29 protein-coding genes are annotated in these 26,493 nt (G+C 62.3%); 27 read left to right on the forward strand and 2 right to left on the reverse strand.

The window, feature by feature from the left end:
* From epsC to recJ, 7 genes are all read left to right on the forward strand, one after another.
* Positions 1–870 carry a serine O-acetyltransferase EpsC gene (gene epsC / locus NO877_RS00100; protein WP_256394260.1) on the forward strand — a complete coding sequence of 290 codons (870 nt, stop codon included), beginning with the start codon at positions 1–3 and terminating at the stop codon, positions 868–870.
* A gap of 63 nt (positions 871–933) precedes the next feature.
* A complete protein-coding gene (hemL, locus tag NO877_RS00105) occupies positions 934–2,271 on the forward strand; it encodes a glutamate-1-semialdehyde 2,1-aminomutase (RefSeq protein ID WP_256394261.1) in 1,338 nt (445 codons plus the stop codon).
* Positions 2,272–2,416: 145 nt separating this feature from the next.
* Complete coding sequence (katG, locus tag NO877_RS00110; RefSeq protein ID WP_256394262.1) at positions 2,417–4,555, forward strand: catalase/peroxidase HPI; 2,139 nt, start codon at positions 2,417–2,419, stop codon at positions 4,553–4,555.
* Positions 4,556–4,658: 103 nt separating this feature from the next.
* Complete coding sequence (gene hemC, locus NO877_RS00115; RefSeq protein WP_256394263.1) at positions 4,659–5,780, forward strand: hydroxymethylbilane synthase; 1,122 nt, start codon at positions 4,659–4,661, stop codon at positions 5,778–5,780.
* Positions 5,773–6,585, forward strand: coding sequence for a uroporphyrinogen-III C-methyltransferase (gene cobA, locus NO877_RS00120; protein ID WP_256394264.1), 813 nt, complete (start codon positions 5,773–5,775; stop codon positions 6,583–6,585). The genes hemC and cobA overlap by 8 nt, the downstream gene beginning before the upstream one ends.
* The gene (locus NO877_RS00125; RefSeq protein WP_256394265.1) at positions 6,582–7,328 is read left to right on the forward strand and encodes a uroporphyrinogen-III synthase; all 747 of its coding nucleotides are present in this window, start codon (positions 6,582–6,584) and stop codon (positions 7,326–7,328) included. The genes cobA and NO877_RS00125 overlap by 4 nt, the downstream gene beginning before the upstream one ends.
* A 46-nt stretch (positions 7,329–7,374) precedes the next feature.
* Entirely contained in the window at positions 7,375–8,814 is a 1,440-nt protein-coding gene (recJ, locus tag NO877_RS00130) for a RecJ family nuclease (RefSeq protein WP_256394266.1), read from the forward strand.
* Positions 8,815–8,832: 18 nt separating this feature from the next.
* Here recJ and NO877_RS00135 read toward each other — a convergent pair whose 3' ends face one another.
* On the reverse strand, positions 8,833–9,426 hold the full coding sequence (locus NO877_RS00135; RefSeq protein WP_256394267.1) for a response regulator transcription factor: 594 nt from the start codon (positions 9,424–9,426) through the stop codon (positions 8,833–8,835).
* A 216-nt stretch (positions 9,427–9,642) separates the two neighbouring features.
* On the opposite strand from NO877_RS00135, the gene NO877_RS00140 reads away from it, so the two are divergent.
* Positions 9,643–10,389: an RAD55 family ATPase gene (locus tag NO877_RS00140; RefSeq protein ID WP_256394268.1), complete on the forward strand. Its 747-nt coding sequence runs from the start codon at positions 9,643–9,645 to the stop codon at positions 10,387–10,389.
* On the opposite strand, the gene NO877_RS00145 is transcribed toward NO877_RS00140, so the two are convergent.
* The gene (locus tag NO877_RS00145; RefSeq protein ID WP_256394269.1) at positions 10,390–10,725 is read right to left on the reverse strand and encodes a winged helix-turn-helix domain-containing protein; all 336 of its coding nucleotides are present in this window, start codon (positions 10,723–10,725) and stop codon (positions 10,390–10,392) included.
* A 383-nt stretch (positions 10,726–11,108) separates the two neighbouring features.
* On the opposite strand from NO877_RS00145, the gene NO877_RS00150 reads away from it, so the two are divergent.
* From NO877_RS00150 to NO877_RS00240, 19 genes are all read left to right on the forward strand, one after another.
* Positions 11,109–11,660 (forward strand): archaellin/type IV pilin N-terminal domain-containing protein, encoded by a 552-nt coding sequence (locus NO877_RS00150; protein WP_256394270.1) that lies wholly within the window; start codon positions 11,109–11,111, stop codon positions 11,658–11,660.
* Positions 11,661–11,662: 2 nt separating this feature from the next.
* Entirely contained in the window at positions 11,663–12,235 is a 573-nt protein-coding gene (locus tag NO877_RS00155) for an archaellin/type IV pilin N-terminal domain-containing protein (protein WP_256394271.1), read from the forward strand.
* A 4-nt stretch (positions 12,236–12,239) separates the two neighbouring features.
* The gene (locus tag NO877_RS00160) at positions 12,240–12,815 is read left to right on the forward strand and encodes an archaellin/type IV pilin N-terminal domain-containing protein (protein ID WP_256394272.1); all 576 of its coding nucleotides are present in this window, start codon (positions 12,240–12,242) and stop codon (positions 12,813–12,815) included.
* A gap of 32 nt (positions 12,816–12,847) precedes the next feature.
* Positions 12,848–13,417, forward strand: coding sequence for an archaellin/type IV pilin N-terminal domain-containing protein (locus NO877_RS00165; protein WP_256394273.1), 570 nt, complete (start codon positions 12,848–12,850; stop codon positions 13,415–13,417).
* Between the two features lie 183 nt (positions 13,418–13,600).
* A complete protein-coding gene (locus NO877_RS00170; RefSeq protein ID WP_256394274.1) occupies positions 13,601–14,749 on the forward strand; it encodes a DUF7500 family protein in 1,149 nt (382 codons plus the stop codon).
* Between the two features lie 103 nt (positions 14,750–14,852).
* Positions 14,853–15,215: a chemotaxis protein CheY gene (gene cheY, locus NO877_RS00175; protein WP_256394275.1), complete on the forward strand. Its 363-nt coding sequence runs from the start codon at positions 14,853–14,855 to the stop codon at positions 15,213–15,215.
* A 1-nt stretch (position 15,216) separates the two neighbouring features.
* Entirely contained in the window at positions 15,217–16,395 is a 1,179-nt protein-coding gene (locus NO877_RS00180; protein ID WP_256394276.1) for a chemotaxis protein CheC, read from the forward strand.
* A 42-nt stretch (positions 16,396–16,437) separates the two neighbouring features.
* Positions 16,438–16,941, forward strand: coding sequence for a chemotaxis protein CheD (locus tag NO877_RS00185; RefSeq protein WP_256394277.1), 504 nt, complete (start codon positions 16,438–16,440; stop codon positions 16,939–16,941).
* 73 nt (positions 16,942–17,014) lie between these two features.
* Complete coding sequence (locus NO877_RS00190; protein ID WP_321169417.1) at positions 17,015–18,583, forward strand: FlaD/FlaE family flagellar protein; 1,569 nt, start codon at positions 17,015–17,017, stop codon at positions 18,581–18,583.
* Positions 18,573–18,983: an archaellum stator protein ArlF gene (arlF, locus tag NO877_RS00195; protein WP_256394278.1), complete on the forward strand. Its 411-nt coding sequence runs from the start codon at positions 18,573–18,575 to the stop codon at positions 18,981–18,983. The genes NO877_RS00190 and arlF overlap by 11 nt, the downstream gene beginning before the upstream one ends.
* A 2-nt stretch (positions 18,984–18,985) precedes the next feature.
* The gene (gene arlG / locus NO877_RS00200; protein WP_256394279.1) at positions 18,986–19,444 is read left to right on the forward strand and encodes an archaellum stator protein ArlG; all 459 of its coding nucleotides are present in this window, start codon (positions 18,986–18,988) and stop codon (positions 19,442–19,444) included.
* 2 nt (positions 19,445–19,446) lie between these two features.
* The gene (arlH, locus tag NO877_RS00205) at positions 19,447–20,205 is read left to right on the forward strand and encodes an archaellum protein ArlH (RefSeq protein WP_256394280.1); all 759 of its coding nucleotides are present in this window, start codon (positions 19,447–19,449) and stop codon (positions 20,203–20,205) included.
* Between the two features lie 12 nt (positions 20,206–20,217).
* Positions 20,218–21,891 carry a type II/IV secretion system ATPase subunit gene (locus NO877_RS00210; protein ID WP_256394281.1) on the forward strand — a complete coding sequence of 558 codons (1,674 nt, stop codon included), beginning with the start codon at positions 20,218–20,220 and terminating at the stop codon, positions 21,889–21,891.
* 7 nt (positions 21,892–21,898) lie between these two features.
* Positions 21,899–23,641 carry an archaellar assembly protein FlaJ gene (gene flaJ / locus NO877_RS00215; RefSeq protein ID WP_256394282.1) on the forward strand — a complete coding sequence of 581 codons (1,743 nt, stop codon included), beginning with the start codon at positions 21,899–21,901 and terminating at the stop codon, positions 23,639–23,641.
* 46 nt (positions 23,642–23,687) lie between these two features.
* Positions 23,688–24,422: a 1-(5-phosphoribosyl)-5-[(5-phosphoribosylamino)methylideneamino]imidazole-4-carboxamide isomerase gene (hisA, locus tag NO877_RS00220; RefSeq protein ID WP_256394283.1), complete on the forward strand. Its 735-nt coding sequence runs from the start codon at positions 23,688–23,690 to the stop codon at positions 24,420–24,422.
* Between the two features lie 52 nt (positions 24,423–24,474).
* Positions 24,475–24,804 (forward strand): DUF7979 domain-containing protein, encoded by a 330-nt coding sequence (locus NO877_RS00225; protein ID WP_256394284.1) that lies wholly within the window; start codon positions 24,475–24,477, stop codon positions 24,802–24,804.
* Between the two features lie 96 nt (positions 24,805–24,900).
* Positions 24,901–25,497, forward strand: a complete 597-nt coding sequence (hisB, locus tag NO877_RS00230; protein ID WP_256394285.1) for an imidazoleglycerol-phosphate dehydratase HisB — start codon at positions 24,901–24,903, stop codon at positions 25,495–25,497.
* 6 nt (positions 25,498–25,503) lie between these two features.
* A complete protein-coding gene (gene trpY / locus NO877_RS00235) occupies positions 25,504–26,004 on the forward strand; it encodes a TrpY family transcription regulator (protein WP_256394286.1) in 501 nt (166 codons plus the stop codon).
* Between the two features lie 2 nt (positions 26,005–26,006).
* Positions 26,007–26,429 (forward strand): hypothetical protein, encoded by a 423-nt coding sequence (locus tag NO877_RS00240; RefSeq protein ID WP_256394287.1) that lies wholly within the window; start codon positions 26,007–26,009, stop codon positions 26,427–26,429.
* Positions 26,430–26,493: the final 64 nt, after the last annotated feature.

The following is a 26,493-nucleotide window of genomic DNA, read 5'->3' on the forward strand; positions in this document are numbered from 1 at the left end:
ATGGTCGACTACACGTACACCGGCTCGGCCCATACGGAACTGGCGGCGTCCTACGAGGACGACGAGCCACGGTTCCGCACCCACGAATCGCCAAACTTCCCCGAGCGAGACACCGCTATCACCGAGACACGACTGCTCCGAAAACTGTTGTTTCCCGGCTGCTGGAACGGCTCCGACCTCGTCGGCGACGAGGCGGCCCTGCGTGCTGCCTTCGACGACCTCGGTGACCTGTTCTGTCGCGGCATCCAGCCCTACGCCCCCGACTGTCTGTCGACGCCCGTCGATGCGGTGCTCGACGCGCTGCCAGTGATCCGCCAGCAGCTGAAACAGGACGTCGAAGCCGCTTATAAAGGCGATCCGGCGGCCACCAGCTACGTCGAGATCATTCGGTCGTATCCCGGTCTCCACGCGATGCTGGTCCACCGGGTGGCCCACATTCTGTATACCGAATCCCAGCAGGCCTACGCCCGCGAGCTGGCGGAAGCCGCCCACACTGCCACCGGGATTGATATCCATCCAGGAGCCGAGATCGGCGAGTACTTCTTCATCGACCACGGCAGCGGCGTCGTTGTCGGCGAGACGGCGACGATCGGCGACTGGGTTCGGATTTATCAGGAGGTCACCCTCGGGGCGCTCCACTTCGAGGAGGAGGCCGACGACGAGCACGCGCTTAAAAAAGGCTACAAGCGCCACCCGGACATCGGCGACAACGTCGTCATCGGCGCGGGGGCCAAGATCCTCGGGCCGATCACCGTCGGCGACCACGTCAGCATCGAGGCCAACGCGTGGGTCGAAGACGATGTGCCCGACCGGACGAACGTCTTTATAAAGCATCCCGAACAGCAGCGCAAACCCGTCGGTGATCGGTGACTCGCCAGGGGTTCGGGGACGAAGTCCCGATACGCACAAGTTTGGGGAGTCGAAACGCGTGGTATGAACCACGAACGGTCCCGCGAGCTCTACGACCGGGCGCTGTCGGTTATGCCCGGCGGCGTCAACTCGTCGGTGCGTGCAACCCAACCATACCCGTTTTTCGTCGAGAGCGGCGATGGAGCCCACGTCATCGACGCCGACGGCAACCGATACATCGACTACGTGATGGGGTACGGCCCCCTCTTGTACGGCCACGACCTCCCCGAACCGGTACAGGCGGCCATCCAGTCCCACGCCTCCGACGGCCCGATGTACGGCGCGCCCACGCAGGTCGAGGTCGAACTCGCGGAGTTCGTCGCTCGCCACGTGCCGAGCGTCGACATGATCCGCTTCGTCAACTCCGGTACTGAAGCGACGGTTTCGGCGGTCCGCCTTGCCCGCGCCTACACCGGCCGTGACAAGATCGTCGTCATGCAGGGCGGCTACCACGGGGCCCAGGAGTCGACGCTCGTCGAGGGCGACGCGACCGACCCCTCGCCGTCGACGCCGGGCATTCCCGATGAGTTCGCCAAACACACCCTGCCAGTGCCGTTCAACGACGCCGAGGCGATCCGAACCCTCTTCGAAGAGCACAACGAGGAGATCGCTGCCGTGTTGGTCGAGCCCATCCTCGGCAACAAGGGGATCGTCACCCCGGTCGACGGCTACCACGATACGCTCCGGGAACTCTGTGACGACTACGGCTCGCTGCTTATTTTTGACGAGGTCATCACCGGTTTCCGGGTCGGCGGCCTCCAGTGCGCCCAGGGCAAGTTCGGCGTGACGCCGGATCTGACGACGTTCGGCAAGATCATCGGCGGCGGCTTCCCGGTGGGTGCGATCGGCGGTCGGGCCGACATCATCGAACACTTCACGCCCGCCGGTAACGTCTTCCAGTCGGGGACGTTCTCCGGTCACCCCGTCACCATGGCCGCCGGACTCGCCACCCTGGAGTACGCGGCCGAACACGACGTCTACGACCACATCAACGGGCTGGCCGACCAGCTCCGCAGCGGGCTGACCGACATCCTCGAAGATCGGGCCCCCGAGTACACTGTCGTCGGCACCGACAGCATGTTCAAGACGATCTTCACGCGCAACGGCGCGACCGAGCGTGGCGAGAAGTGTGGGGCTGGCTGCAGGCAGGACCCCAACTGTCCGAACTTCGAGTCCTGTCCGAAGACGGGCGCGGACGTGGCCAACGCCGAAACCGACCGCTGGGAGCGGCTCTTCTGGCAGGAGATGAAAGACCGCGGCGTCTTCCTCACCGCCAACCAGTTCGAATCCCAGTTCGTCTCGTATGCCCACACTGAGGAGGACATCGAGCGGACGCTGGAAGCCTACGCCGAGGCGTTGTAGTCAACGCCCACTGTCGACGTTCCGGACACGGCTGGTGAGTATTCTGAAACGAAATCTCTTACTTGGGAAAGGTATTAACGCCAAAAGAAAATTTTTCTAACCGATCTGGAAAATATTGATATGGCAATAGTACAAACAACTGGTGATGACTGCTTCCAACCACGACTGGTGGCCGGATCAGTTGAACCTCCAGGTCCTCGACCAGAACGCCCGTGATGTCGGTCCGATGGACGAGGATTTCGACTACGCCGAGTCGTTCCAGGAGCTCGATCTCGAAGCAGTAAAGGCGGATCTCAAGGATCTGATGACGACCTCCCAGGATTGGTGGCCGGCCGACTATGGCCACTACGGGCCGTTTTTCATCCGGATGGCGTGGCACAGCGCCGGGACCTACCGCACTACCGACGGCCGTGGCGGCGCATCCGGCGGGACCCAACGGTTCGCACCGCTCAACAGCTGGCCCGACAACGCGAACCTCGACAAGGCCCGGCGGCTACTGTTGCCGATCAAACAAAAGTACGGCTCCAACCTCTCGTGGGCCGACCTGATCGTCCTCGCCGGGAACGTCGCCCTCGAATCGATGGGCTTCGAGACGGTCGGCTGGGCTGGCGGCCGCGAGGACGCCTTCGAACCCGATGCAGCGGTCGACTGGGGCCCCGAAGCCGAGATGGAAGCCCCCCAGTCCGAGCGCCGCGACGAGGAGGGGAACCTCGAGGAGCCGGTCGGTGCCAGCGTGATGGGGCTGATCTACGTCGACCCGGAGGGGCCTGACGGCGAGCCCGATCCGCTCAAGTCGGCAGCCAACATCCGCGAGTCGTTCGGCCGCATGGCGATGAACGACGAGGAGACGGTCGCGCTCATCGCTGGTGGACACACCTTCGGCAAGTCCCACGGTGCCGCCGACGAGGACCTCGGGCCAGTGCCCGAGGAGGCACCGATCGACGCACAGGATCTGGGCTGGGAGAGCGACCACGGCTCGGGCAAAGGCCCCGATACGATCACCAGCGGTATCGAGGGCGCGTGGAACGCGTGGCCGACGATGTGGGACACCTCCTATCTCGACAACCTGCTCGACTACGAGTGGGAGGTCGAGGAGGGTCCCGGCGGTGCGATCCAGTGGGCACCGACCGACGAGGCCGCACAGGACACCGTGCCGGACGCACACGACCCTCACGAAAAGCACGCGCCGATGATGATGACGACCGACATCGCCCTGAAGAAGGACCCCGACTACCGGGCGATCATCGAGCGGTTCCGCGAGCATCCCGACGAGTTCCAGGAGGCCTTTGCGAGGGCGTGGTACAAACTGATCCACCGCGACATGGGGCCGCCCGAGCGGTTCCTCGGTCCGGATGTGCCCGACGAAGAGATGCTGTGGCAGGACCCGCTGCCGGACGTCGACCACGAGCTGATCGGCGACGAGGAGATCGCCGACCTCAAAGCCGAAATTCTCGATTCGGATCTTTCGGTCTCTCAGCTGGTCAAAACCGCCTGGGCGTCGGCCTCGACCTACCGCGACAGCGACAAGCGCGGCGGCGCCAACGGGGCCCGGCTCCGGCTCGACCCCCAACGGAACTGGGATGTAAACGAGCCCGACCAGCTGTCGACCGTGCTGGAGACGCTCGAAGGAATCCAAGCCGAGTTCAACAACTCGCGGGCCGACGGGATGCGGCTCTCGCTGGCCGATCTCATCGTGCTGGGCGGTAACGCAGCCGTCGAGCAGGCGGCCGCCGAGGCTGGCTACGACGTGACTGTCCCGTTCGAACCGGGACGCGTCGACGCCTCCCAGGAACAGACCGACCCCGACTCCTTCGACGCGCTCGAACCGGCCGCCGACGGGTTCCGAAACTACCTCGGCGGCGACCACGACCGACCGGCCGAGGAGCTGCTGGTCGACAAGGCGGATCTCCTCACTCTGACGGCCTCGGAGATGACGGTACTGGTCGGCGGGCTGCGGGCGCTGGGGGCGACCTACGAGGGGTCGGAGCTCGGCGTCCTGACCGACCGCCCCGGCGTGTTGACCAACGACTTCTTCGTGAACCTGCTCGATATGGGGACCGAGTGGGAATCGTCGTCTGATGATGACGTGTTCGAGGGACGTGACCGCGAGACGGGCGAAACACGGTGGCAGGCGACTCGCGCCGACCTGGTGTTCGGGTCGAACTCCCGGCTTCGGGCCATCGCGGAAACCTACAGCTGTGCCGACGCCGAAGCGAAGTTCGTCGAGGATTTCGTTGCGGTGTGGAGCAAGGTAATGCGTCTCGATCGATTCGACCTCGAATAAGTTCGGAGAACGGGGTCGAAAACCACTGAGACGCCGTAGGCCTCGGTGCGTCGAGCGAATCCCGAACTGATGGGCTTTTGGGGCCCCGCCCCGAGGCTCAGGTATGACCACAGACGCCGACATTCGGCTTGCCACACGCGGCTCCGATCTCGCCGTACGGCAGGCCACTGCCGTCAAATCGCAGCTCGATTCGCGCCGCCGCGAGGTGACGCTCACCGAAGTCGAGACCACCGGCGACCAGCTTCGGGACGAACTCATCCACCAGCTCGGCAAAACTGGGGCGTTCGTCCGCAGCCTCGACGAGAAAGTCCTCTCCGGCGAGTTGGATGCCGCGGTCCACTCGATGAAGGATATGCCGACCGAGATGCCAGACGACCTCGTCGTCGCTGGCGTCCCCGAACGCGCCCCCTCCGGGGACGTGCTCGTGACTCCCGACGGAACCGACCTCGATGGACTCTCCCCCGAGGCGGTCGTCGGCACGAGTTCGCTCCGCCGGACCGCACAACTGTTGGCGGCCCGCCCCGATCTCGAAATCGTCCCGCTGCGCGGCAACGTCGACACCCGTCTCGAAAAGCTGCTCGCGCCGTCGCTCCAGCGTGAACACCAGCGGCTCGTCGACGCCAAAGAGAACGGCGACGAGGCCCAAGACCCCGACGAGTGGTTCGACGGGCTCTCGACGATCGAACGCGAGGCGATGGAACGCCGGGTCGATCAGGAGATGGACGCCATCGTACTGGCCGAAGCCGGACTCCGCCGAAGTGGCCTGTTCGACGACGTCGAGACCGCCCAGCTCCCGAAAAACTCCTTCGTCCCCTCGCCGGGACAGGGCGCGATTGCAGTGACCGCCAGCGACCCGCAGATCGTCGAAACGATCCAGGAGGTTCTCGACCACCCCCGGAGCCGCATCGAAACCACCGTCGAGCGCACTGTGCTGGCGGAGGTCGGCGGCGGCTGTATCGCCCCCATCGGCGTGAGCGCGATCCTGCAGGGCGAGTACGTCCAAACCCGTGCCCAGATTCTCAGCCACGACGGCAGCGAAGTCATCGAGGCCACCCGCGACCTGCCGGTGACCAATCATGCCAGCGCGGCCACAGACTTCGCGGCTGAGCTCCGGGAACGCGGCGCGGCCGAGTTGATCGAGGAGGCCCGCGAGATCGCCGAGGCGGACGCCGAACCAAGTGATTCGGGAGGGGCCGACACCGTGATGGGTGACGACGATGCCTGAAGGGGACCCGTCGGTCGGCACGGTCTACCTCGTCGGCAGCGGCCCCGGCGACCCGGAGCTGATGACTGTCAAGGCTCGGCGGCTCCTGGAGGAGGCCGACGTGGTGCTCCACGACAAACTCCCTGGCCCGGAGATCCTCGGTGAAATTCCCGAAGACAAACGCGAGGACGTGGGCAAACGCGCCGGTGGCGAGTGGACGCCCCAGGAGTACACCAACAAGCGGCTGGTCGAACTCGCCCAAGAGGGCAACACTGTCGTCCGACTGAAGGGCGGCGATCCGTTCGTCTTCGGCCGCGGCGGCGAGGAGATGGAACACCTCGCGGCCAACGAGATCCCCTTCGAGGTCGTCCCCGGCATCACCTCCGCGATCGCGGGGGCTGGCGTCGCTGGGATTCCGGTCACCCACCGCGATCACGTCTCCAGTGTCTCGTTCGTCACGGGCCACGAGGACCCGACCAAGGACGAATCGGCTATCGACTGGGAAGCGCTGGCCGCCACCGGCGGCACGCTGGTCGTGCTGATGGGCGTCGGCAAGCTCCCCTTATATACGCAGGCACTGCTCGATGCCGGGATGGACCCCGCAACGCCGGTCGCGCTCGTCGAGCGGGCGACGTGGCCGAATATGCGCGTGGCCACCGGGACGATGGCAACCATCGTCGACGTCCGCGACGAGCGGGAGATCGAACCGCCCGCGATAACGGTCATCGGTGAGGTCGCCGCTACACGCGAGGCGGTCGTCGAGTTCCTCGGCAACCGAACCGGCGAGTTGGCCGACCACGATGGGCTGGGGACCACGACCGAATGACCCAGGAGGTCACCGTCGCGGTTTTCCGTCCCGATGACGAGCGGCTCGAAAACGCAGTGGAACTCCTGGACTCGCTGGGCGCAACGCCGGTCGCCGATCCGATGCTCGCGGTCGAGCCGACCGGTGCGACCCCGGCGTCGGCCGCCGCCTACACGATCTTTACGAGCAAGACGGGGATCGAACTCGCCGCCGAGGCCGGGTGGGAGCCCGGCGAGACGACGCTCGTCAGCATCGGCCCCGGCACCACGGCGGCCGCCGAAGCGGTGGGCTGGACCGTCGACCGGGAGCCCGAGACCTACAGTTCGACCGGACTGGTCGACCTTCTTAAAAACGAGGTCGGCGGCGAACGCGTCGAGGTCGCCCGGAGCGACCACGGAAGCCAGGAGCTCCTGGATGGCCTCGATGCTGCGGACGCCGACTGGTCGGAGACGGTCCTTTATAAATTGGTTCGCCCGCCGGAGTCGGGAAAATCCGCCGAGTTGGCCGCCGCGGGCGAGCTTTCGGCCGTGGCGTTTACCTCGTCGCTCACGGTCGAGCACTTCCTGGATGCCGCCGAAGAGCGCGGCATCCGCGAGGAAGCAGTCGAGGGGCTCGACGAGGCGGTCGTCGGCGTGATCGGCGAGCCGACGCGGGAGACAGCCGAGGCTCGGGGGATCGACGTCGACATCGTTCCCGACGAGGCGACTTTCGAGGCGCTGGCAACCACTGTGGTCGAAGCAGCCGCGCCGAGCTACACCGAATAGCGACCGAAGCGGAGCCTTATATTCGAAGCCGCCCAACGCCCGGCAAATGGCTTCGGCTCACCCTGTGTCCGATCTCGCCGACACCGCGACGGCCTGCGCCGAGCGGCTCCGGGCGGCCGACTCCGTTCTCTTGGCCTCTCATATCGACGCCGACGGGCTGACCAGCGCCGCCATCGCCGCGACCGCCCTCGAACGCGCGGGGATTTCCTTCGAGACCGTCTTTGCGAAACAACTCGACGAGTCCGAAGTCGCCCGGATCGCTGCCACCGACCACGACACGGTCCTCTTTACGGACTTCGGCAGCGGCCAACTCGATATCATCGCTCCCCACGAGGCAGCTGGCGATTTCACGCCCGTAATCGCCGACCACCACCAGCCCGCCGACGCAACCACGGAGTACCATCTCAACCCCCTTCTGGCGGGTCTCAACGGGGCTTCGGAACTCTCAGGAGCCGGAGCTAGCTATGTTCTCGCGCGTGCGCTCGCGGTGACCGCTCAGCAGTCACCGGACAACCGGGATCTGTCCGCCCTCGCGGTCGTCGGTGCGGTCGGCGATATGCAGGCTGGCGTCGACGGCCTCTCGGGAGCCAATACCGAAATCGTCGCCGAAGGCGTCGACGCTGGCGTCATCGAGGAGTCGACCGACCTCACACTGTACGGCAAACAGACCCGGCCGCTACCGAAGCTCCTGGAGTACGCCAGCGATGCCCGGATTCCTGGCATCTCGAACGATGCGGCGGGCGCGATCGAGTTCCTGTCCGACCTGGATCTCGATCTAAAAGACGACGGCGAATGGCGGTGTTGGGTCGACCTCGCCGCCGACGAGCGGCAGGTTCTGGTTAGCGCGCTGGTCCAGCGCGCCGTCAAAAGCGGCGTCCCCGCGAGTCGGATCGACGAGCTGGTCGGCACGAGCTACCAGCTCACCCGCGAGGACCCCGGCACCGAACTCCGGGACGTCAGCGAGTTTTCGACTCTCCTGAACGCGACCGCCCGCTACGAGCGGGCCGACGTCGGGCTGGCGGTCTGTCTGGGCGACCGCGATGCGGCCCTCAGTCGCGCCCGGCAACTGCTCCGGAACCACCGGCGAAACCTCTCGGAGGGGCTCGAACTGGTGAAAACCGAGGGTGTCACGGTCGAAGACCACCTCCAGTGGTTCGACGCCGGGACCGACATTCGGGAGACGATCGTCGGTATCGTCGCCGGGATGGCCGTCGGCGCACCCGGCATCCGGCGGGACTTGCCGATCATCGCCTTCGCCGAGAAATCAGACTCGGAGAGCAAAGTCTCCTCGCGCGGCAGCCACCAACTGATCCGCAACGGCCTGGACCTCTCGGTCGTCATGCGCGAGGCCGCCCGTGCGGTCGGCGGCGACGGTGGCGGCCACGACGTTGCGGCGGGGGCGACGATCCCGACCGGCACCCAACAGGCGTTCGTCGATCATGCTAACGAGATCGTTGGACAGCAGTTAGGCGACACAGCAGAATAAGAGCCGTTTCGGGCCGGATTAGGCGTTGCCGAGATCGCGGAACATCACGCGGTAGTCGTCGGAGGACAGCGACCCCGCCAGGTCGAGCAGTTCGTCGTCGAGTTCGCTCATCCGGTCTAAGAGCGTGCTGTACTCCTCGCTGGCTTGGAGTTCGGCTTCCGATTTCTCGGATTCGAGTAGCGCACGCTTCGAGGCCAGCGATGCGGCTTCTCTGAGGAGGCCGCCGTACTCCGAGCGGACGAACAGCGTTTCGACGGCCTCCAGGAGTTCCGACCGAGTCACCGGCTTGACGATATAGAGGTCGAACCCCATGTCGACGATGTCGAAGTCTGGCTCGACGCCGGTGACCATCGCCACCCGGCAGTCGAAGCCCCGCTCTTCGATGAGGTCCAGGACCTCCTCGCCGGGGGCGTCGGGGAGCCGCCGGTCGAGCAACACGGCGTCGATCTCGGCGGCGCCCGCATCGGTGGCTTCGCCCTGTCCGAGCAGCATGTCGATTCCTTCGTGGGCGGTTTCAGCGGTCAGGACCGTATACTCCGGCTCCAGAAACTGGACGTAGAGCTTCGTTACCGACGGTTCATCCTCGACGACGAGTATCGTCTTCGATGTCATACTCGGATCACCCAGCCGGGACACCGCTCGGAATCTGTCGGTTGGTCGGTTCGACGCCACACACCCATTCGTACTGTGACATCCACAACCCTGAAGGTATAAATGTATCTACTAACCGTTCATAACAAATCAACCGTTTTGATCTTATTTGGTAACAACAGGTTCGAGCCGGTGGGCTCTTTTAGGGGGCGGTCGTATTATCTCTCAACAACAGGTATGACAGACGTAGTTCCAACTGGGGTCGACGGACTCGATGAGATCCTCAACGGCGGTATCGTGAACAACGCAACCGTCCTCGTCAGCGGCAACCCGGGGACCGGCAAGAGCATCCTCGGGATGCAGTATCTCTACACCGGCGTCACCGAGTTCGACGAGCCCGGGATCTACATCTCCTTCGAGGAGAACGCCGCCGACATCCGGGAGTCGGCCGAATCCGTCGGCTTCGATCGCTTCGGCGAGCTGGTCGACGACGGCCAGATCAAGATCTACGACAAGCGGGATATGTTGAGCGACGGTGATTTCACCGCGACGATGGACCGGCTGCTCGAAGACTTCTCGGCCGAGGCCTACGACCGCCTCGTGTTGGACTCGCTGACGATGTTCCAGCTGTTTTTCGACGACGAACGCGAGAAGCGGACCTATCTCCTCAAGTTCTCCGATATCCTCAAACAGTACGGCCTGACCTCCCTGCTCATCAACGAACAGGGTGCGGTGTTTCCCGACACCGAGATCGGCCTCGAAAACTTCCTCACCGACGGCAACATCTACGTCATCCAGACGCCGACCGACTCCGGCGTCAACCGCTACGTCTGGGTCGCCAAAATGCGGAAACAGAACATCGATACTGACATCTTTCCGATGGAGATCAGCGACGGCGGGATCACCGTCCACAACAAGGCCAGCGGCTTCTCGATGATGGGCGGCGACGGCGGCACCGGTGGGAGCGGCGGCCCCTCGTTCTAACTACTGGCTCGACATCGTCCGCCAGACGTCGTCGAGTTTGTTTTTGACGACCGACCGCTCGGAGATGTCGACGGCGATCCCGTTATCGAAACTGATCTCGATCTCGTCGACGTTCCGCCGGTAGACTTTGATCCGGCGGTGCTCGTCCGACAGCGGCCGGTCGTGGAGCTCCAGGAGATTGGTTTCGGTGAGTTCGTTGATCCGTCGGTAGCAGGTTGCGATAGGGACATCCAGCTCGTCGCTCAGGTCCTGGGCGGATTTGGGATCCGTCGTCGCCGACAGGATCTCGGTATTGTACTTGTTACCGAGTACCTCGATAAGATCCTCAGATGTCATTAGTTGATAATTGGGAGTGTCACAATAAAAAGGGTGTCGGTGGTTCGCTGTCGCGTCTTTTTCGAATCCGGTTATCATCGATGGTAGTGTGGTATCAGTTCTGGTAACTTGCGACCATGTACGAAATCAATATTTTGTACTCGCCATCGATCGTCTATCGACGCTGATAGCGTTGATGATGCTGTCACTGAATCGATATTGCTTTCTCCCCTGTTCTCGTGGGTCTTTTCGCTGCTTCAACTGTGTTGGTGCGTACCATCCGGACTGATTATCAAAGTCAATATTCACGGACATAATTTTAATACCGATATTCTATTTTCTGTTCATAACGTCGGGTTTCCCTATCCAATGGGCAGGCCGACGCGGAGAACCAAAACTACCCTATGTTCAACGATACAGATCGAGGCCAGGTTGGAATTGGAACACTCATCGTGTTCATTGCAATGGTACTGGTCGCAGCGATTGCGGCAGGTGTACTGATCAACACGGCTGGACTCCTCCAAACGCAGGCGGAGGCGACCGGCGAAGAATCATCACAGCAGGTCAGCGACCGGCTCCAGATTCAGAGTGCAACAGGTAATGTCACGGGTGACGAGACGGTCGACGAAGTCAATATCACCGTGACGAAGGCTCCTGGTGCTGATGACATTCAGCTCGAAAACGTGACCTACGAGTTCGTCACCAGTGACCTGGTTAATTCTGGTGTGCTCCAATCCGGCCAAATAAGCAACATTACGTCCGCAACGAATGATAACGTGATCACTGATCGGAGTGATCGATACAAGCTCACATTCGATACGGATAACGGTCTAGACGCGGAGCTCCAAGGTGGCGAGAGCGTCTCGGTGACGCTGACGACCGCTCCTGGTGCCTCAACGGTCACCGAGCTCCGAGTTCCTGATTCGCTGGTCGATCGGTCAGCGGTGAGTCTCTAACAATGTTCGAGACCGTACTCAACGCTGAAGACCGCGGTCAGGTCGGGATCGGGACGCTCATCGTGTTCATCGCGATGGTGCTCGTGGCAGCGATCGCCGCGGGTGTGCTGATCAACACGGCTGGCTTGCTCCAGACGCAGGCCGAAGCAACAGGTGAGGAGTCCTCACAGCAGGTGAGCGACCGTCTCCAGATCCAGAGCGCAACCGGTGTTGTTGGAGATAATAACGTCACCAAAGTAAACCTCACAGTAACGAAGGCACCCGGTGCTGACGATATCCAGCTGGAGAACGTGACCTACGAGTTCGTCACGAGCGACGAGGTCATCACGGATGTCGTCAACGGTGAAGGTAGTGGTAGTTCTATCAGCGAGATCACCGCTGCTACCGATGACAACGTCATCACGTCGCGGAACGATCGGTACGTGTTGTCGTTCAACTCCAGTGTTGCTCTCGGTGGCGATCTGGATGGCGGCGAACAAGTCTCGGTCACGCTCACTACCGCTGCTGGTGCGTCATCGGTGACGGAACTCCGTGTTCCTGACTCGCTGGTCAACCGGGATGCAGTGACCCTCTAGCCCCATGTTCGAGACCGTATTCAACACTGAAGACCGCGGTCAGGTCGGGATCGGGACGCTCATCGTGTTCATCGCGATGGTGCTCGTGGCAGCGATCGCCGCGGGTGTGCTGATCAACACGGCCGGACTCCTCCAGACGCAGGCTGAAGCAACTGGTCAAGAGTCGGCACAGCAGGTCGCTGACCGACTCCAGATCCAGAGTGCAACCGGTGTCGTCGGTGACGAGAACGTCACTGCGGTGAACATCACGGTAACGAAAGCGCCCGGTGCTGAAGACATCCAGCTGTCCAACGTGACCTACGAGTTCGTCACCGATGATCAGGTCATCACTGGCGTACTGAACGGGAGCGACAGCTCCAACCAGATCGGGACGATTACCGCCGAGACGTCCGAGGACAACGTCATCACCGACCGGAGCGATCGTTACCTGCTCAACTTCAGTGCCACGGACGATCTCGATGGCAAACTGCAGGGCGGCGATCGAGTCAGTGTAACGCTCACGACTGCACCCGGCGCGTCGACAGTCACGGAGCTCCGTGTCCCCGATTCGTTGGTGAACCGTGATGCTGTAACGCTATAAAAATATAAATACAATAACAATAATGTGGAAACATGATACCCAAACATAACACGGAAGACCGCGGTCAGGTCGGAATCGGGACGCTCATCGTGTTCATCGCGATGGTGCTCGTGGCAGCGATTGCCGCGGGTGTGCTGATCAACACGGCCGGGATGCTCCAAACACAGGCAGAGGCAACTGGCGAGGAATCCGCACAACAGGTAAGCGACCGGATTCAGATCCAGAGTGCAACCGGTGAGATCGGCGGTACTAACAACGAGACTCTCACCAATGTGACTCTCACCGTGACGAAAGCACCCGGTGCCGGTGATATCGAACTGCAGAACGTGACATACGAGATCGTCACCGATGATGAAGTCATCACCGACGTGATCGACGAATCCAACATCGGGAATATCACTGCAGCTACGGACGATTCGGTCATAACCGATCGTGCCGATCGATACGAGATTACGCTCAACAAATCCCGTGATCTCGAAGACGCAGATATCTCCGGTGGTGGGACCCTCACAGTGACGCTCACAACCGCCTCCGGTGCCGCGACGATCGAGGAACTACGCGTCCCGGACTCGCTGGTCGGACGGTCCGCCGTGAGACTCTGATCGCAGCACCGAATCGGTAGCTAACCTCTCATGATGGGACTGACGCAGTCCTTTTCATGACCTCCATTTTTCGAGCACTTATCGAAGAGCCGCGCTGACGACACGCTGCTGCCGATTCTCTGGCATCGAGAGCCCGACAGAGGGGCAACACTCTTTTAATCGGCTGACAAACTCTATCATATCATGGGCTCGGACGATTCGGACGAGGAGAACCGCGACCGCGTGCTCGCGCCCGACGATCTCGATATCACGAAACAGCCCGAGGTCGAGGAGATCGATGACGGACGGTACGTGGTCTCTCCTGACGGGCCAGCAAAGAAACCGGACCGGGAGCTGCTCGAAAACCCCGACTGGCTTACCGAGGACGACGAGGAGACCGCACCCCAATCGAGTAGCAGCCAGCCGTCACAGCCCGACCAGCCGTCACAATCTGGTCAAGAGCAGCGACGGAACCAATCCACAGCACCACAGCAATCTCCACAGGCCGATCGATCGACACCATCCCAACAGCCGCAGCCAGACAAGAACCCAACTCGACAGTCGAGTGGTCGTGGTGGACAATCGCCACCGAACAGTCAGTCGGGTGGTCCGAGCCAACAGTCGTCATCAAACGTGCAGTCGGGTGGCCGGAATCAGCAATCGCCACCGAACACTCAATCAGGAGATCCGAGCCAGCAGTCACCGCCAAACGCGCAGTCAGGCGGTCGAAAGCAGCAATCGCCATCGAACCCCAACTCGGGCAGTCGGAACCAGCAGCCACCGAGCGATCAGTCGGGCGGCCGGAACCAGCAGTCGACGCCCGACCGGTCGACTAACCGGGGCCAGCAGGCTGGTGCTGCGGATCGATCCGGTGGTCGGAGTCAACAGCCACCTGGGGACGACCAGTCCGGCGGGAGAACGCCCCAGCCGTCGTCATCGGAGCTCGCGGCCCACGACCAGCCGCCGGTCGAGCCGCCTGCGGTCGAACTCACAAACGAGACCGTCAGCAAGTTCCTCGCCGAGGAACTCACCCAAGGCGATGGTGACTACGGGTTCGATGCCACGCTCAACGTCGAGGGACAGGTCAACCGCGGCCGGATGACCTCCGACGACATCGGCGAGACGCTCGAAACACTGCTGCGGTGGTACGCCCGACAGACGACTGACGAAGTCGAGCCCGAATCGGTCCTCGGGATCATCCTCGCCGGGAGCGATCTGGCCGTCGAGTATCCGGTCCAGAGCGTCTACACGGTGGTCAAGCGCCACGGGCTCACACCGGATGATTCGATCGGCGACCTGCTGGCAGCCGTCCGCAAAGAGGGCTCGTTTACGGTTCCACCGTCCGAGGAGTAAGCCGACGTTCCATACAAAAATCGGGTCGGCTCGGCAGTTCTGTTCTCAGCGCTGATAACTGTAGGGGAGTGTTTATGATATTGGGGCATCGCCAACTGGGTATATGGCAAAGCGTGTGCTGATCGCCGACGACTCGGAGTTCATGCGGAACTTGCTCCGTGAGATCCTGGAGGGCGATTTCGAGATCGTCGGAGAGGCCGAAAACGGCGTCGAGGCCGTCGACTTGTATAAGGAACACAACCCCGATATCACGATGATGGATATCGTTATGCCGATCCGCAGTGGGATCGAGGCGACCGACGAGATCACCAGCAACGATTCGGATGCGAAGATCATCATGTGCACCAGTGTCGGCCAGGAAGAGAAAATGAAGGAAGCGATCAAGGCGGGTGCCTCGGGGTATATCACCAAACCGTTCCAGAAACCTAACGTACTTGAAGCAATCAACGACGTCATCCCCGCCTAATATGAAAGTCGACATCCGCGAGCTTGGGCAGTTCAACCATCTCGCCTCACAGGGCGCACAGCGCGCCGCCAGATCGCTGTCGCAGTTGACGGGCGTGCAGATGGACGTCGAAGTCACCGACGTGAGTCTCGTTACCGAAAACGTGCTCGCGGAGACGTTTACGGGCCAGTCGTTCGTCGGCGTCGAACTCGGCCTCGAAGGCGGCCTGGAGGGCGAGACCGTTCTGGCGTTCGAACGGGAGCGGGCACTGAAGCTCCAGGACCTCCTGTTGGAAGCCACCGGATCGAGCGACGAACTCGCCCAAAGCAGCGTTACGGAGCTGGGCAACATCATGATCGGCGGCTTCATCGACGGCTGGGCCAACCACCTCGGGAAGGCGATCAACATGACGCCGCCGAAGTACACCGAAGCGGTCGGCCCGCGAATCCTGCCGGATCAGGCGATCGAGGCCGCCAAAAACCACGGTGTGTTCCTCTTCGAGAGCAAGCTCGAAGCGATGGATGTCGACCTCGATTTCTCGATCTATATGCTGCCGGAGTACCGGCAGTTCGTCGACCTGCTGTCGGGGACCGACAGCGGCAATCAGATCCCGGTCAACCGCCTCAGTGCCTTCGAGGATCTCGCCAAGGAGGGCGCTGGCAACGCCGCCGGACAGATCGGCATGATGACCGGTCTCGACACCGACGTCGACATCAGTCGGCTCCGGTTCGTTCCCCTGGAGGGCGTCCCGCGGCAGGTCGGCGACGACCGCTTCGTCGGTGTCGTTTTCGAGCTGAAGGGGATGCCGAGCGGTTATCTCGTCGTGCTGTTCGACGAGCAGTCCGCAAAAACGGTCGCCAGCTCGATGATGCCCGGTGGTAGCTCCGAGGAGGAGGGGATCGGGACGATGACCGAGGGGGCGATCAAGGAGCTGGGCAACATCATGACCAGCGGTTTCATCGACGGCTGGGCGAACGTGCTGGGGACGAGCATCGAACACACGCCGCCGAACTTCGTCCACGATATGGGCTCGGCGATCATGAGCCCCGTCGTCGGCAAGCTCGGTAAACAACAGGACTACGCCTTCGTCATCGACTCGACGATCGAGATCGACGGCCATCAGGGTCGCTGTGACATCTACGCGCTGCCCAACGAGCGCGAACTGGCTCGGGCACTGTCGGCGCTCCCGGCACAGACGTAGCTCCCCGCTCGGTGTGGACACAGCGAAATACGAGGACCAGCCGTGAAACGTCTTGAAACGGAGGATACAACAGTCACCCGACGGAAGATCGGCATCGCCGAGTACGCTGTCGTCACCGACGAGACCGCTCTAGTGACAAGCGGGCTCGGCTCCTGTCTCGGGATCGTCCTGTTTGACTCTCGAAACACCGTTTCGGGACTCATTCACGTCATGTTGCCGTCGGTCGACCAGGCACGCGACAGCAACCCCGCGAAGTTCGTCGACACTGGGCTCCCGCTTTTGATCGACGAGATGGAGGCCGCCGGAGCCGACGTCGACCGGCTACAGGCGTGGATCGTCGGCGGCAGCGAGATGCTCAACTTCGAATCCAGCACCGAATCCATCGGGAGTCGAAACATCGCGATGGCCGAACAACTGCTCGACGATCACGGTATCCCGCTGGTCGATGCGGACATCGGCGGCGGTCACGGCCGCTCGATACGGTTCGATCCGGCGGCCGAAGCCGTCACGATCCGGACTGCCGACGACTCTTCACGGACGATCTGACCCCGTCTCAAAATCTCAACCCTGAAATTCAGAGGGGTGGTTTGAAGTATACTGGTTGTTACGATTTCACGTAATGGGTCTCGGTATATCGCTCCTCGTCACACACCCCGCGCTCGATGGGATCTCGCTGTTCGGTACCGAGCTCTCGGTGCTGGGTCCCACCGCCGCCGGAACAGCAGGGTTAGTCGGCGCGAGTATCATCGACAGAATCCTCGACTCCGACGGGGACGATGACTCCGACGACGGTGGCGGCGGTGGCGACGGACTGATGGACGACGGCGACGAGTTCGGCGGGATGGACGAGTTCGGCGGCGGAGGCGGCGGTGGCGGCGACGAGTTCGGCGGGATGGACGACGAGTTCGGCGGGATGGACGACGACTTCGGTGGCGGCGGTGGCGGCGGTGGCGGTGCCGACATGGACGAGCTGGAACACCAGGTAGACGAGCTCGAAAACGAAGTCGCCAGCCTCTCCTCGACGGTCAACACCGTCAAAAGCGAAAACACCGAGATCAGCGACCGGATCGAAGACGTCGAGGAAGACGTCCGCAACCTGCTTGACATCTACGAGATGGTCACCCGTGGAATCAACCCCTTCGTCGACGAACAGGACGCCGGCGACTTCGATGTCGGCGGTGCTGGCGGTGGCGGTGGCCTCGGCCTGTTCGACGACGGAGAGGACGACTCACAACAGGACGACGAGGACGTCGACGACTCGGTGATGAGCGAAGACGCCGATGGCTTCTTCGACGATGACTTCGAGGACGAAGACGACGATGACGACTTCGCGGACGACGACTTCGACGAGGCGGACGACTTCGAGGAACTGGACGAAGATGACGCCGACGATCTCGGCGGCGAAACCGAATCCGAAGAAATGGTGAGCGATCAAGATTCAACTGGCGGTAAGTCGTTTAGTGAACTGAAAGACGAGTACGACTCCGGAGACGCCTCCTGGGCCGAAGAAGACGAGGAGGCCGACGACGACCTCGGCGGGATGGACGACTCCTTCGAGGAAGACGACGATCTCGGCGGGATGGACGATTCCCTCGAAGCCGACGACGATCTCGGTGGGATGGATGACTCCTTTGAGGCCGACGACGACTTCGCGGACGACGACTTCGGCGAGATGGACGACGAGCCCGACGAGGCGCTCGGCAACGGCTCGGAGGCCACGATGGAAACCGAAGAGCCGACCACGACCGAGGAGTCGACCGCAGCTACCGACGCCACCGCCGACGCGGATGGCGACTTCGAGTATGTCACCTCCGACCAACTGTCCAGCAGCGGCGACAAGCCGTATCTCACGGCGATCCCCGGCGATTACGTCGGCGATCTGGTGGTCATGGAGTGGCTGGAGTTCCTCGTCGAGGAGTCGACAGTCACCGATGCGGCACGGGCGGTCAACTACTACGAGCGGATCGACTGGATCGACGCGGCCGCCGCCGACCACCTCCGGTCGTTCCTCTCCGGGTTCGGCACCATCGACCGCAACAAGGTCGACCAGCCCGGCACCGACCAGTTGACACGTACCCACCACGTGCACAGCCTCAAATACATCATGAAGCTCAACAACGGCACGACTGCGACGTCGGTGATCCTGGATCGCTGGGATACCTTCGCAACAGGCGACGATGGGCTTTAGTGTCAGTGCATCGACGGCAATCATCTTTGCGGGGGTCTTCCTCGCAATCGGGGTGCTGTACCCCGCGGTCTCGAACGGCTACGAGCGAGTAACGGACGCGGAAATCGACCGGGACGACGCCCACCTGGATATGCGAAACACCGACATCAACATCACCAGTGTCAGTAGCTCGGCGATCACGGTGCGAAACGAGGGGTCGACGTCCCTGGACGCCGACGAGATCGATCTCGTCGTCGACGGTGAGTACCGACCTCGTGACGACTACACGACGAGTGTTGATTCCGATCCTGATACGGGACTGTGGCTCCCGGGTGAATCACTCACGATCGATGGTTTATCCGCCAGTAATCGAATCAAGCTCGTGACTGACCACGGTGTCAGCGTCACAGGGGTGGTGTAATCATGGCAAGCGTCTCGGCATCCCACCTGATCATCTTCATCGCGAGCCTCGTGATCGCCGCGGGCGTCGTCGGTACGCTCACCACCGGCGTCGACCGGGTCAGCAGCGCGATCGATGATCGGAGCCTCGACGTGAGCCAACAGGTCCGGATGGATATGGCGATCATTAGCGATCCGAGCGACACTCCCTACAGCGGGGATGAGCTGACCATCCACGTCCGCAACACCGGCTCTCAGGGTGTGCCGACAGAGCCATCAGCGGTCGACATCGTCCTCAACGGGCAGTTTGTCGGCAACGACAACCTGGCCGTCGAGGACGTCAACGATCCCGACTCGCCCGTCTGGGACCCCGGTGATGTCGTGGCGATCACGATCACCGACGACGGGGTCGATACGACCGGCGACAACCGGCTGATACTGACTGTCAACGAGGATCAAGAGACGTTCGAATTTACAACATAACCATGAGTAGAGCACAACGCAACCTGCTGTCGCTGGGAATGGAGGATCACGACCGACTGAACAAAGAGCTAGGTGGCGGCATCCCTCGCGGTAGTATCGTCCTGATGGAGGGCGACTACGGTGCCGGGAAAAGCGCCATCAGCCAGCGGTTCAGCTACGGATTCACCCAGGAGGATACCACGGTGACGTTCCTCTCGACGGAGCTGACCGTCTCCGGGTTCATCGACCAGATGCACTCGCTGTCTTACGATATCACCAAGCCGCTGCTTCGAGAGGAGCTGCTGTTCCTCCATGCGGACTTCGATAGCGCTGGAGCGCTCCGTGGTGACGAAGACACCGAACGGAAACAGCTGCTCAAGCGGCTGATGGAGGCCGAAACGATGTGGGAGCCGGATGTCGTCATCCTGGATACGTTCGATGCGATCCTCCGGAACGACCCCACTTTCGAGTCGCTGGTCCGCCAGAACGACGAACGACAGGCCGCCCTGGAGATCATCTCCTTCTTCCGAGATATGATCTCCGACGGCAAGATCATCATTCTCACCGTCGACCCCTCGACGGTCGACGAGGAGGCCATCGGCCCCTTCCGGTCGATCGCCGACGTGTTCATCGAGATCCAGATGATCGAGGTCGGCAACGACATCCGACGGCAACTGCAGGTCAAGCGATTCGCCGGAATGGGCGAACAGGTCGGCGATACGATCGGTTTTTCCGTGAGATCCGGAACTGGTATTGTCATCGAGAGCCGTAGTGTAGCCTAAGGAACCGAGAGTATGACCGAACAAGGAACCCCGAAACCCTCCGACGAACTCAAGCAGATGGCGATGCGGGAGCCGCATCTCCGCGAGCATCTGATGAAGTTCAAGCAGATTACCGGGGAGTTCCCGCTGTTCGTCGACGAACCCGACGACTACGAATCCCGCCGTCCGAACGTGCTGTACCCGGCTGGCGGGCCGATTTACATTCACGTCCACGGTGACGTCGGCCAGAAGCTCAAATACTACACCGTCGAGCCGACGCTGTCGGATTCGGAGGCGGTGATCCTCGAAAAGGTCAAGCGGAAACTGCTCTCGATGAGCGGCCATCGGGACTCCCCCGAGGAGGAGTCCGAGTACGACGACCTCATCGAGGAGCTCCTGGAGGATGCGACCTACATCTCCGACGGCGAGACCAACTTCTACGACCGGGTCAAACAGTTCTGGAACCTCGGGAAGATCGAGGTCAACCAGCAGACCTACAACGCGATCCGCTACCGGCTCAATCGGGATATCGTCGGTTTTGGACCCCTCGAGCCGGTCATGCGCGACACCCAAAACGAGGATATTCACGTCATCGGTCCCCACGAGTGCCACGTCGACCACGGAACGTTCGGCATGATGCCGACCACGGTCGACTTCGGGACCCTCGACGAGTTCGACAGCTGGCTCCGCAACATGGGCGAGCGGATCGGCGACCCAGTGTCGGACTCCGATCCGATCGTCGACTCGACGCTGCCCGACGGATCGCGTGTCAACATCATCTACTCCGACGACGTCTCGATCAAGGGTCCCTCGATGACGATCCGGCAGGGCGAGGGCGTCCCGCTGTCGATCAACCAGATTACCAACTGGAACACGCTCTCGCCACGGCTGGCGGCCTACCTGTGGCTCTGTCTGGAGAACGAACAGACGGTGTTCGTTGTGGGCGAGACGGCATCCGGGAAGACGACGACGCTCAACGCGATCCTCTCGTACATCCCCCGAGACGCCAAGATCTACACCGCGGAGGACACCGCCGAGGTGCTGCCGCCCCACGACACGTGGCAGCAGCTCATGACGCGTGAGGGTGAGGAGGGCAGCGAAGTCGATATGTTCGATCTCGTGGCGGCCGCACTGCGTTCCCGTCCCGACTACATTATCGTGGGGGAGGTTCGTGGTGCGGAGGGGCGGATGGCGTTCCAGGCCGCCCAGACCGGCCACCCCGTCATGCTGACGTTCCACGCCAGCGATATCGTCTCGATGATCCAGCGGTTCACCTCCGAGCCGATCAACGTCCCCGAGACGTTCATGGACGTCGCCGACGTGGCGCTGTTCCAGAACCGTGTCAAACAGGGCGACGACGTGCTGCGCCGGGTAACAAGTGTCCAGGAGATCGAGGGCTACTCCTCGGAGATGGACGGCGTCGTCACGCGTGAGGCCTTCAGCTGGGACCCCGTCGAAGACGAGATCCTCTTCCAGGGGATGAACAACTCCTACGTCCTGGAGGAACAGATCGCGACCCTGCTGGGGTATGCCGACACCCGGGATATCTACGACCAGCTCGACTACCGTGCGGAGGTCATCGAGCGGATGATCCAGGAGGGCGTGATGGGCTACCACGAGGTCAACGAGACCATCGACGCCTTCCAGCGTGACGGCGTCGAAGGGCTGCCGTTCTCCATGCGGCCGTCACCAGTCGGCAACGACTAACAATCCAATGGCGACCCAACAGGAACAGTCCGGCGACCGGCTCGATACGCTGTTGTCGTTTATTGCGGAGCTGCTGGCGTCCTACGACCAACTGGAGATGTCGCGGCGGCGGTATCTGCTCACCATCCTCCTGCCTGCGTTCGGCTTTTTCGTACTCACGATCGTCGGTACGGTCCTGCTGACCGTTCCGTTGCTCGTCAGGCTCCCACTGCCGCTGTTGGGGCTGTTGATCGTCGCTGCGGCGGTCGTCTACCCCAAGATCTACATCAGCCAACGCCGCATCCAGATCGAAAACCAGTTCCATCTGGTGATGACCCACATGACGGTGTTGTCGATGACCAACATCGACCGGATGGAGGTCTTCCGAACGCTGGCCAGAGAAGAGGAGTACGGCGTCCTCGCCGAGGAGATCGGCCACGTCGTCCACCTCGTCGACACCTGGAACCAGAGTCTCGATGATGCCTGTCGTCGTCGGGCCAAGGAGGTTCCGAGCAAGGCGCTGGCTGACTTCTTCGAACGGTTGGGCTACATTCTGGGCGCTGGCCAGGAGATGAAGGACTTCCTCGTCAACGAACAGGACATCATGATGGAGCAGTACAGCACCGTCTACGAGGGGGCGCTGTCGAACATCGAGGTGATGAAAGACCTCTATATGTCGATGATCCTCTCGATGACGTTCGCACTCGTCTTTGCGATCGTTCTCCCGATTCTCTCGGGAATCAATCCGACACTGACGGTCGTCGGCGTCATCGTGATGTTCATGTTCGTCCAGTTGGGCTTCTTTTTCGTCATTCGGACGATGGCCCCCTACGATCCGGTCTGGTACTTCCCGGAGGCTCGGTTCGTCGAGAACCGCAAGCTGTGGGGATCGCTGGCCTTCGGCGGGGTCGGCTCGATGCTGCTGGTGTTCTATATGGGGTTCGGCTTCCTCGGTGTCGGGCCGGGCGTCGACGGACTGTTTTTCTTCCTCGACGAGGTGCCGCTGCCGGTGTACATCGCGTTCCCGGTGGCTCCGCTTTTGGTCACGGGGATCGTCCTGCGGAACGAAGAACAGACGATCCACAAACGCGACGATCAGTTCCCGAACTTCATTCGCTCGCTGGGGTCGGCCGAGAACGCCAAACAGGCGACCACCTCGGCGGTCCTCGAAACGCTGCGAGAGAAGGATTTCGGCGAGCTGTCGCCGAACATCAACCGGCTCTACCGGCGGCTCAAGATGCGACTCGATCCCGATCAGGCCTGGGGCGAGTTCTCGATCGAGTCCCGGTCGTACCTCATCCAGAAGTTCAGCGAGATGTTCCTGGTCGGACGACAGATGGGTGGCAACACCAAGCTGTTGGGCGAGATCATCAGCGCCAATATGAACAAGGTCAACCAGCTCCGCACCCAGCGGAAGCAGGCGACGACGACGCTGATCGGGCTGCTGTACGGGATTACCGCGGCCGCAACGTTCGCCTTCTTCATCGGGCTGGAGGTCGTCAACATCCTGGCGGACTTCTCGACGACCCTCGAAGTCTCGCAGTTCAACATCGGCCAAATCATCCATCCGGGCCAGTACAACATCCCGCTGATCGAGTACCTGCTGTTGCTCGTGATCCTCTTTAACGCCGCGCTGTCGGCGGTCATGATCCGAACCATCGACGGCGGGAACAAGGCGACCGCCTACATCCACTTCGTCATGCTGACGTGGTTGGGGTGTCTGGTCGCTATCTTCACCCGCGAGGTCGTCAGCGTCATCCTCGCGATCTGAGTCGGCAACCGTCGCGTTTTATCCACCGACCGCCGAACAATCCCGTATGAACGATCCGTTTCCAGCGTTCGAAGTGATTCCCGCCGTCGACGTCCAGGACGGCGAGGTCGTCCAACTCGTCGCGGGCGAGCGCGGCACCGAAAAGCGGTACGGTGAACCACGCGCGGCGGCCGACCAGTGGCTCGACCAGGGCGCGGAGACGCTCCACCTCGTGGATCTCGACGGCGCATTCGAGGGCGAGCGCGTCAACAGTGCGGCCTTCGAGACGATCATCGAATCGACCGACGTCGACCTCCAAATCGGCGGCGGCATTCGAACGGCCGAGGATGCCTTCGAACTCCTTGAGTTGGGCGTCGACCGCGTGATTCTGGGGACTGCAGCCGTCGAGAACCCCGAGATCGTCGCCGACATCTCCGAGCGGTATCCCGGGAGCGTGATGGTGAGTCTCGACGCCAAGGACGGCGAGGTCGTCGTCTCGGGGTGGACCGAATCGACGGGGCTCGATCCCGCCGAGGCCGCCGGGCGGTACGAGGACCTCGGCGCGGGCGCGATCCTCTTTACCGATGTCGACGTCGAGGGGCAACTGGAGGGCGTCAATACGGAGCTGGTGAATCGGGTCTGTGCGGCGGTCGACATCCCGGTGGTCGCCAGCGGCGGGGTGGCGACGATCAACGACGTGCTGGCCCTCCAGGAGGCTGGCGCGGCAGCGGTCGTCGTCGGTACCGCCCTGTATGAAGGGGCATTCACGCTGGATGCGGCTATCGAGGCCGTTTCCGAGTAGTTCTCCGGGACGATCCGGGATTTTAAACGTCCATCCCGGATACGATGTGTCAATGAAAAATCTCTTGATGGTCGGACTCGTTCTCGGTGCCGCCATCGCAGGGGGTGGTCTGATTGCCGTTTGGGACAATGCGACGACCCCTGACCGAACCGCTGCGGCGTTTCTTCACGCTGAGCAGATTGATGACTCGGCGGCTGTGGACGGGTCTGTGATCGGATACGAGAACCTCACGGCCGATCAGCAGACGGTCTTCGAGCGAGCGATCGCCGACGATCTGAACATCACGGAGATCCCTGACGACACCAATGCATCCGTGTGGTACGACGGTGGGGCCGTGAGCTACCAGAATCGGACGTATGAGATCGCCGTGAGCGAAACCTAGCACTCTCGCTGAAATCGCTTGAAACGAGTCGACCGAACGGCACCGAACGGACAGCAACAGCGCAACCACCATATTCCCCGCGTCTCTACTGCCCCTATGAGCGATACCACACGGACCGCCGCCGTCAGCCGCGAGACCGGCGAGACGACCATCGAGGTCACGCTGGACCTCGACGGCGACGGCGACTCGACCGTCGACACCGGCATCGGCTTTTTCGACCACATGTTGACTGCACTGGCCAAACACGGCCTCTTCGACCTCACGGTCCGCTGTGACGGTGACCTCGAAATCGACGACCACCACACCGTCGAAGACGTGGGCATCACCCTCGGCGAAGCCTTCCAGGAGGCCCTCGGCGACAAACGCGGCATCGTCCGGTATGCCGACCGCCGGGTGCCGCTCGATGAGGCACTCGCCTCCGTGGTCGTCGACGTCAGCGGGCGTCCCTACTTCGTCTTCGACGGCGACTTTTCGCAGGACCGGATCGGCGACTTCACGAGCGACATGGCGCGGCACTTTGCCGAATCGCTCGCGCTCAATGCCGGGCTGACGCTCCACGCCGAAATCGTCGCGGGAACCAACGCCCACCACGAGGTCGAGGCCCTATTTAAGTCGCTGGCCCGCGCGCTCGACGATGCGACGCGGGTCGACGAGCGGCGGAGCGACACCCCGAGCACGAAAGGCGAGCTGTAATCGCCCATGTTCGACGAAATCATGGAGAAGTTCGAGGGGAGCCCGAGCCAGCAGGCGGTGATCCGACTGCTCCTGGAGCGCGGTTTCTCGGTCAACGAGGAGGGCCGCGTCGTCTCGGGAGGTATCGAAATTCCCTACACCGGGATCGCCCGCGAGATCGACGTCGACCGCCGCGTCGTGGATTCGACGACCGACGCGATCCGGAGCGACCCGGACCTCCAGCGCATCTTTGCGAACATCTCCGCCATTCCGAGCCTCCGGGATCTCGCGCCCGTGTTGGATCTCACCGTGATGACCGTCGAGGTCGATGCCGCCGACGCCTCGGGGATCGTCGCCGAGGTGACGGGACTCATCGCCGACCACGGGATCTCGATCCGCCAAATCATCAGCGAGGACCCCGAGTTCACCGACGAGCCACAGCTTCACATCATCACCGACGCCGAGCTCCCCGGTGACCTCCTGTTGGCGATCCGTGAGCTGCCGTTCGTCCGGCGCATCGAGTTCTGACCATGCAGGCCACAATCGAGCGTTTCTGCCGACTCGCCGCGATCCAGGCCACACTCGTCGTCGCGGCGGTCCATCTGCTGTGGGCGATCCCCCGGCTCTCGGTCTCGCTGCTGGTGAATCCGGTCGCCGACGCGCGGCCGTTCGTCTTTGTGCCGACCGCCCTGCTGTTGGTGGCGATTTCGGTCGCCCTGTTTCGCGGCCACCGGTACCGTCGGCTCAGTGCCCTCGGCGGCGGGACGCTCGCAGCCCTGTTTGTCGGCTACATCCTGTGGGGTAGTGAGCCGCTACTCGTCGCGCTGGCTGGCGATCCGCTCGCGGCCGTCTCGAAGGCCGCCGAACTCGTTGGGGTCGCGGCCTTCGCCCTGTTGTACTACCTCCACCATCCCGACCGGCAGGGGTCGCCCATCGACGGAATCGACCGATAAGGTCCGTTCCCCAAACAGTCAGCAGCGATTGTCAGTCCCCACAACTATTTTGCGTTCTTGTGAC

Source organism: Halohasta litorea (assembly GCF_024494645.1).
Classification (GTDB): domain Archaea; phylum Halobacteriota; class Halobacteria; order Halobacteriales; family Haloferacaceae; genus Halohasta; species Halohasta litorea.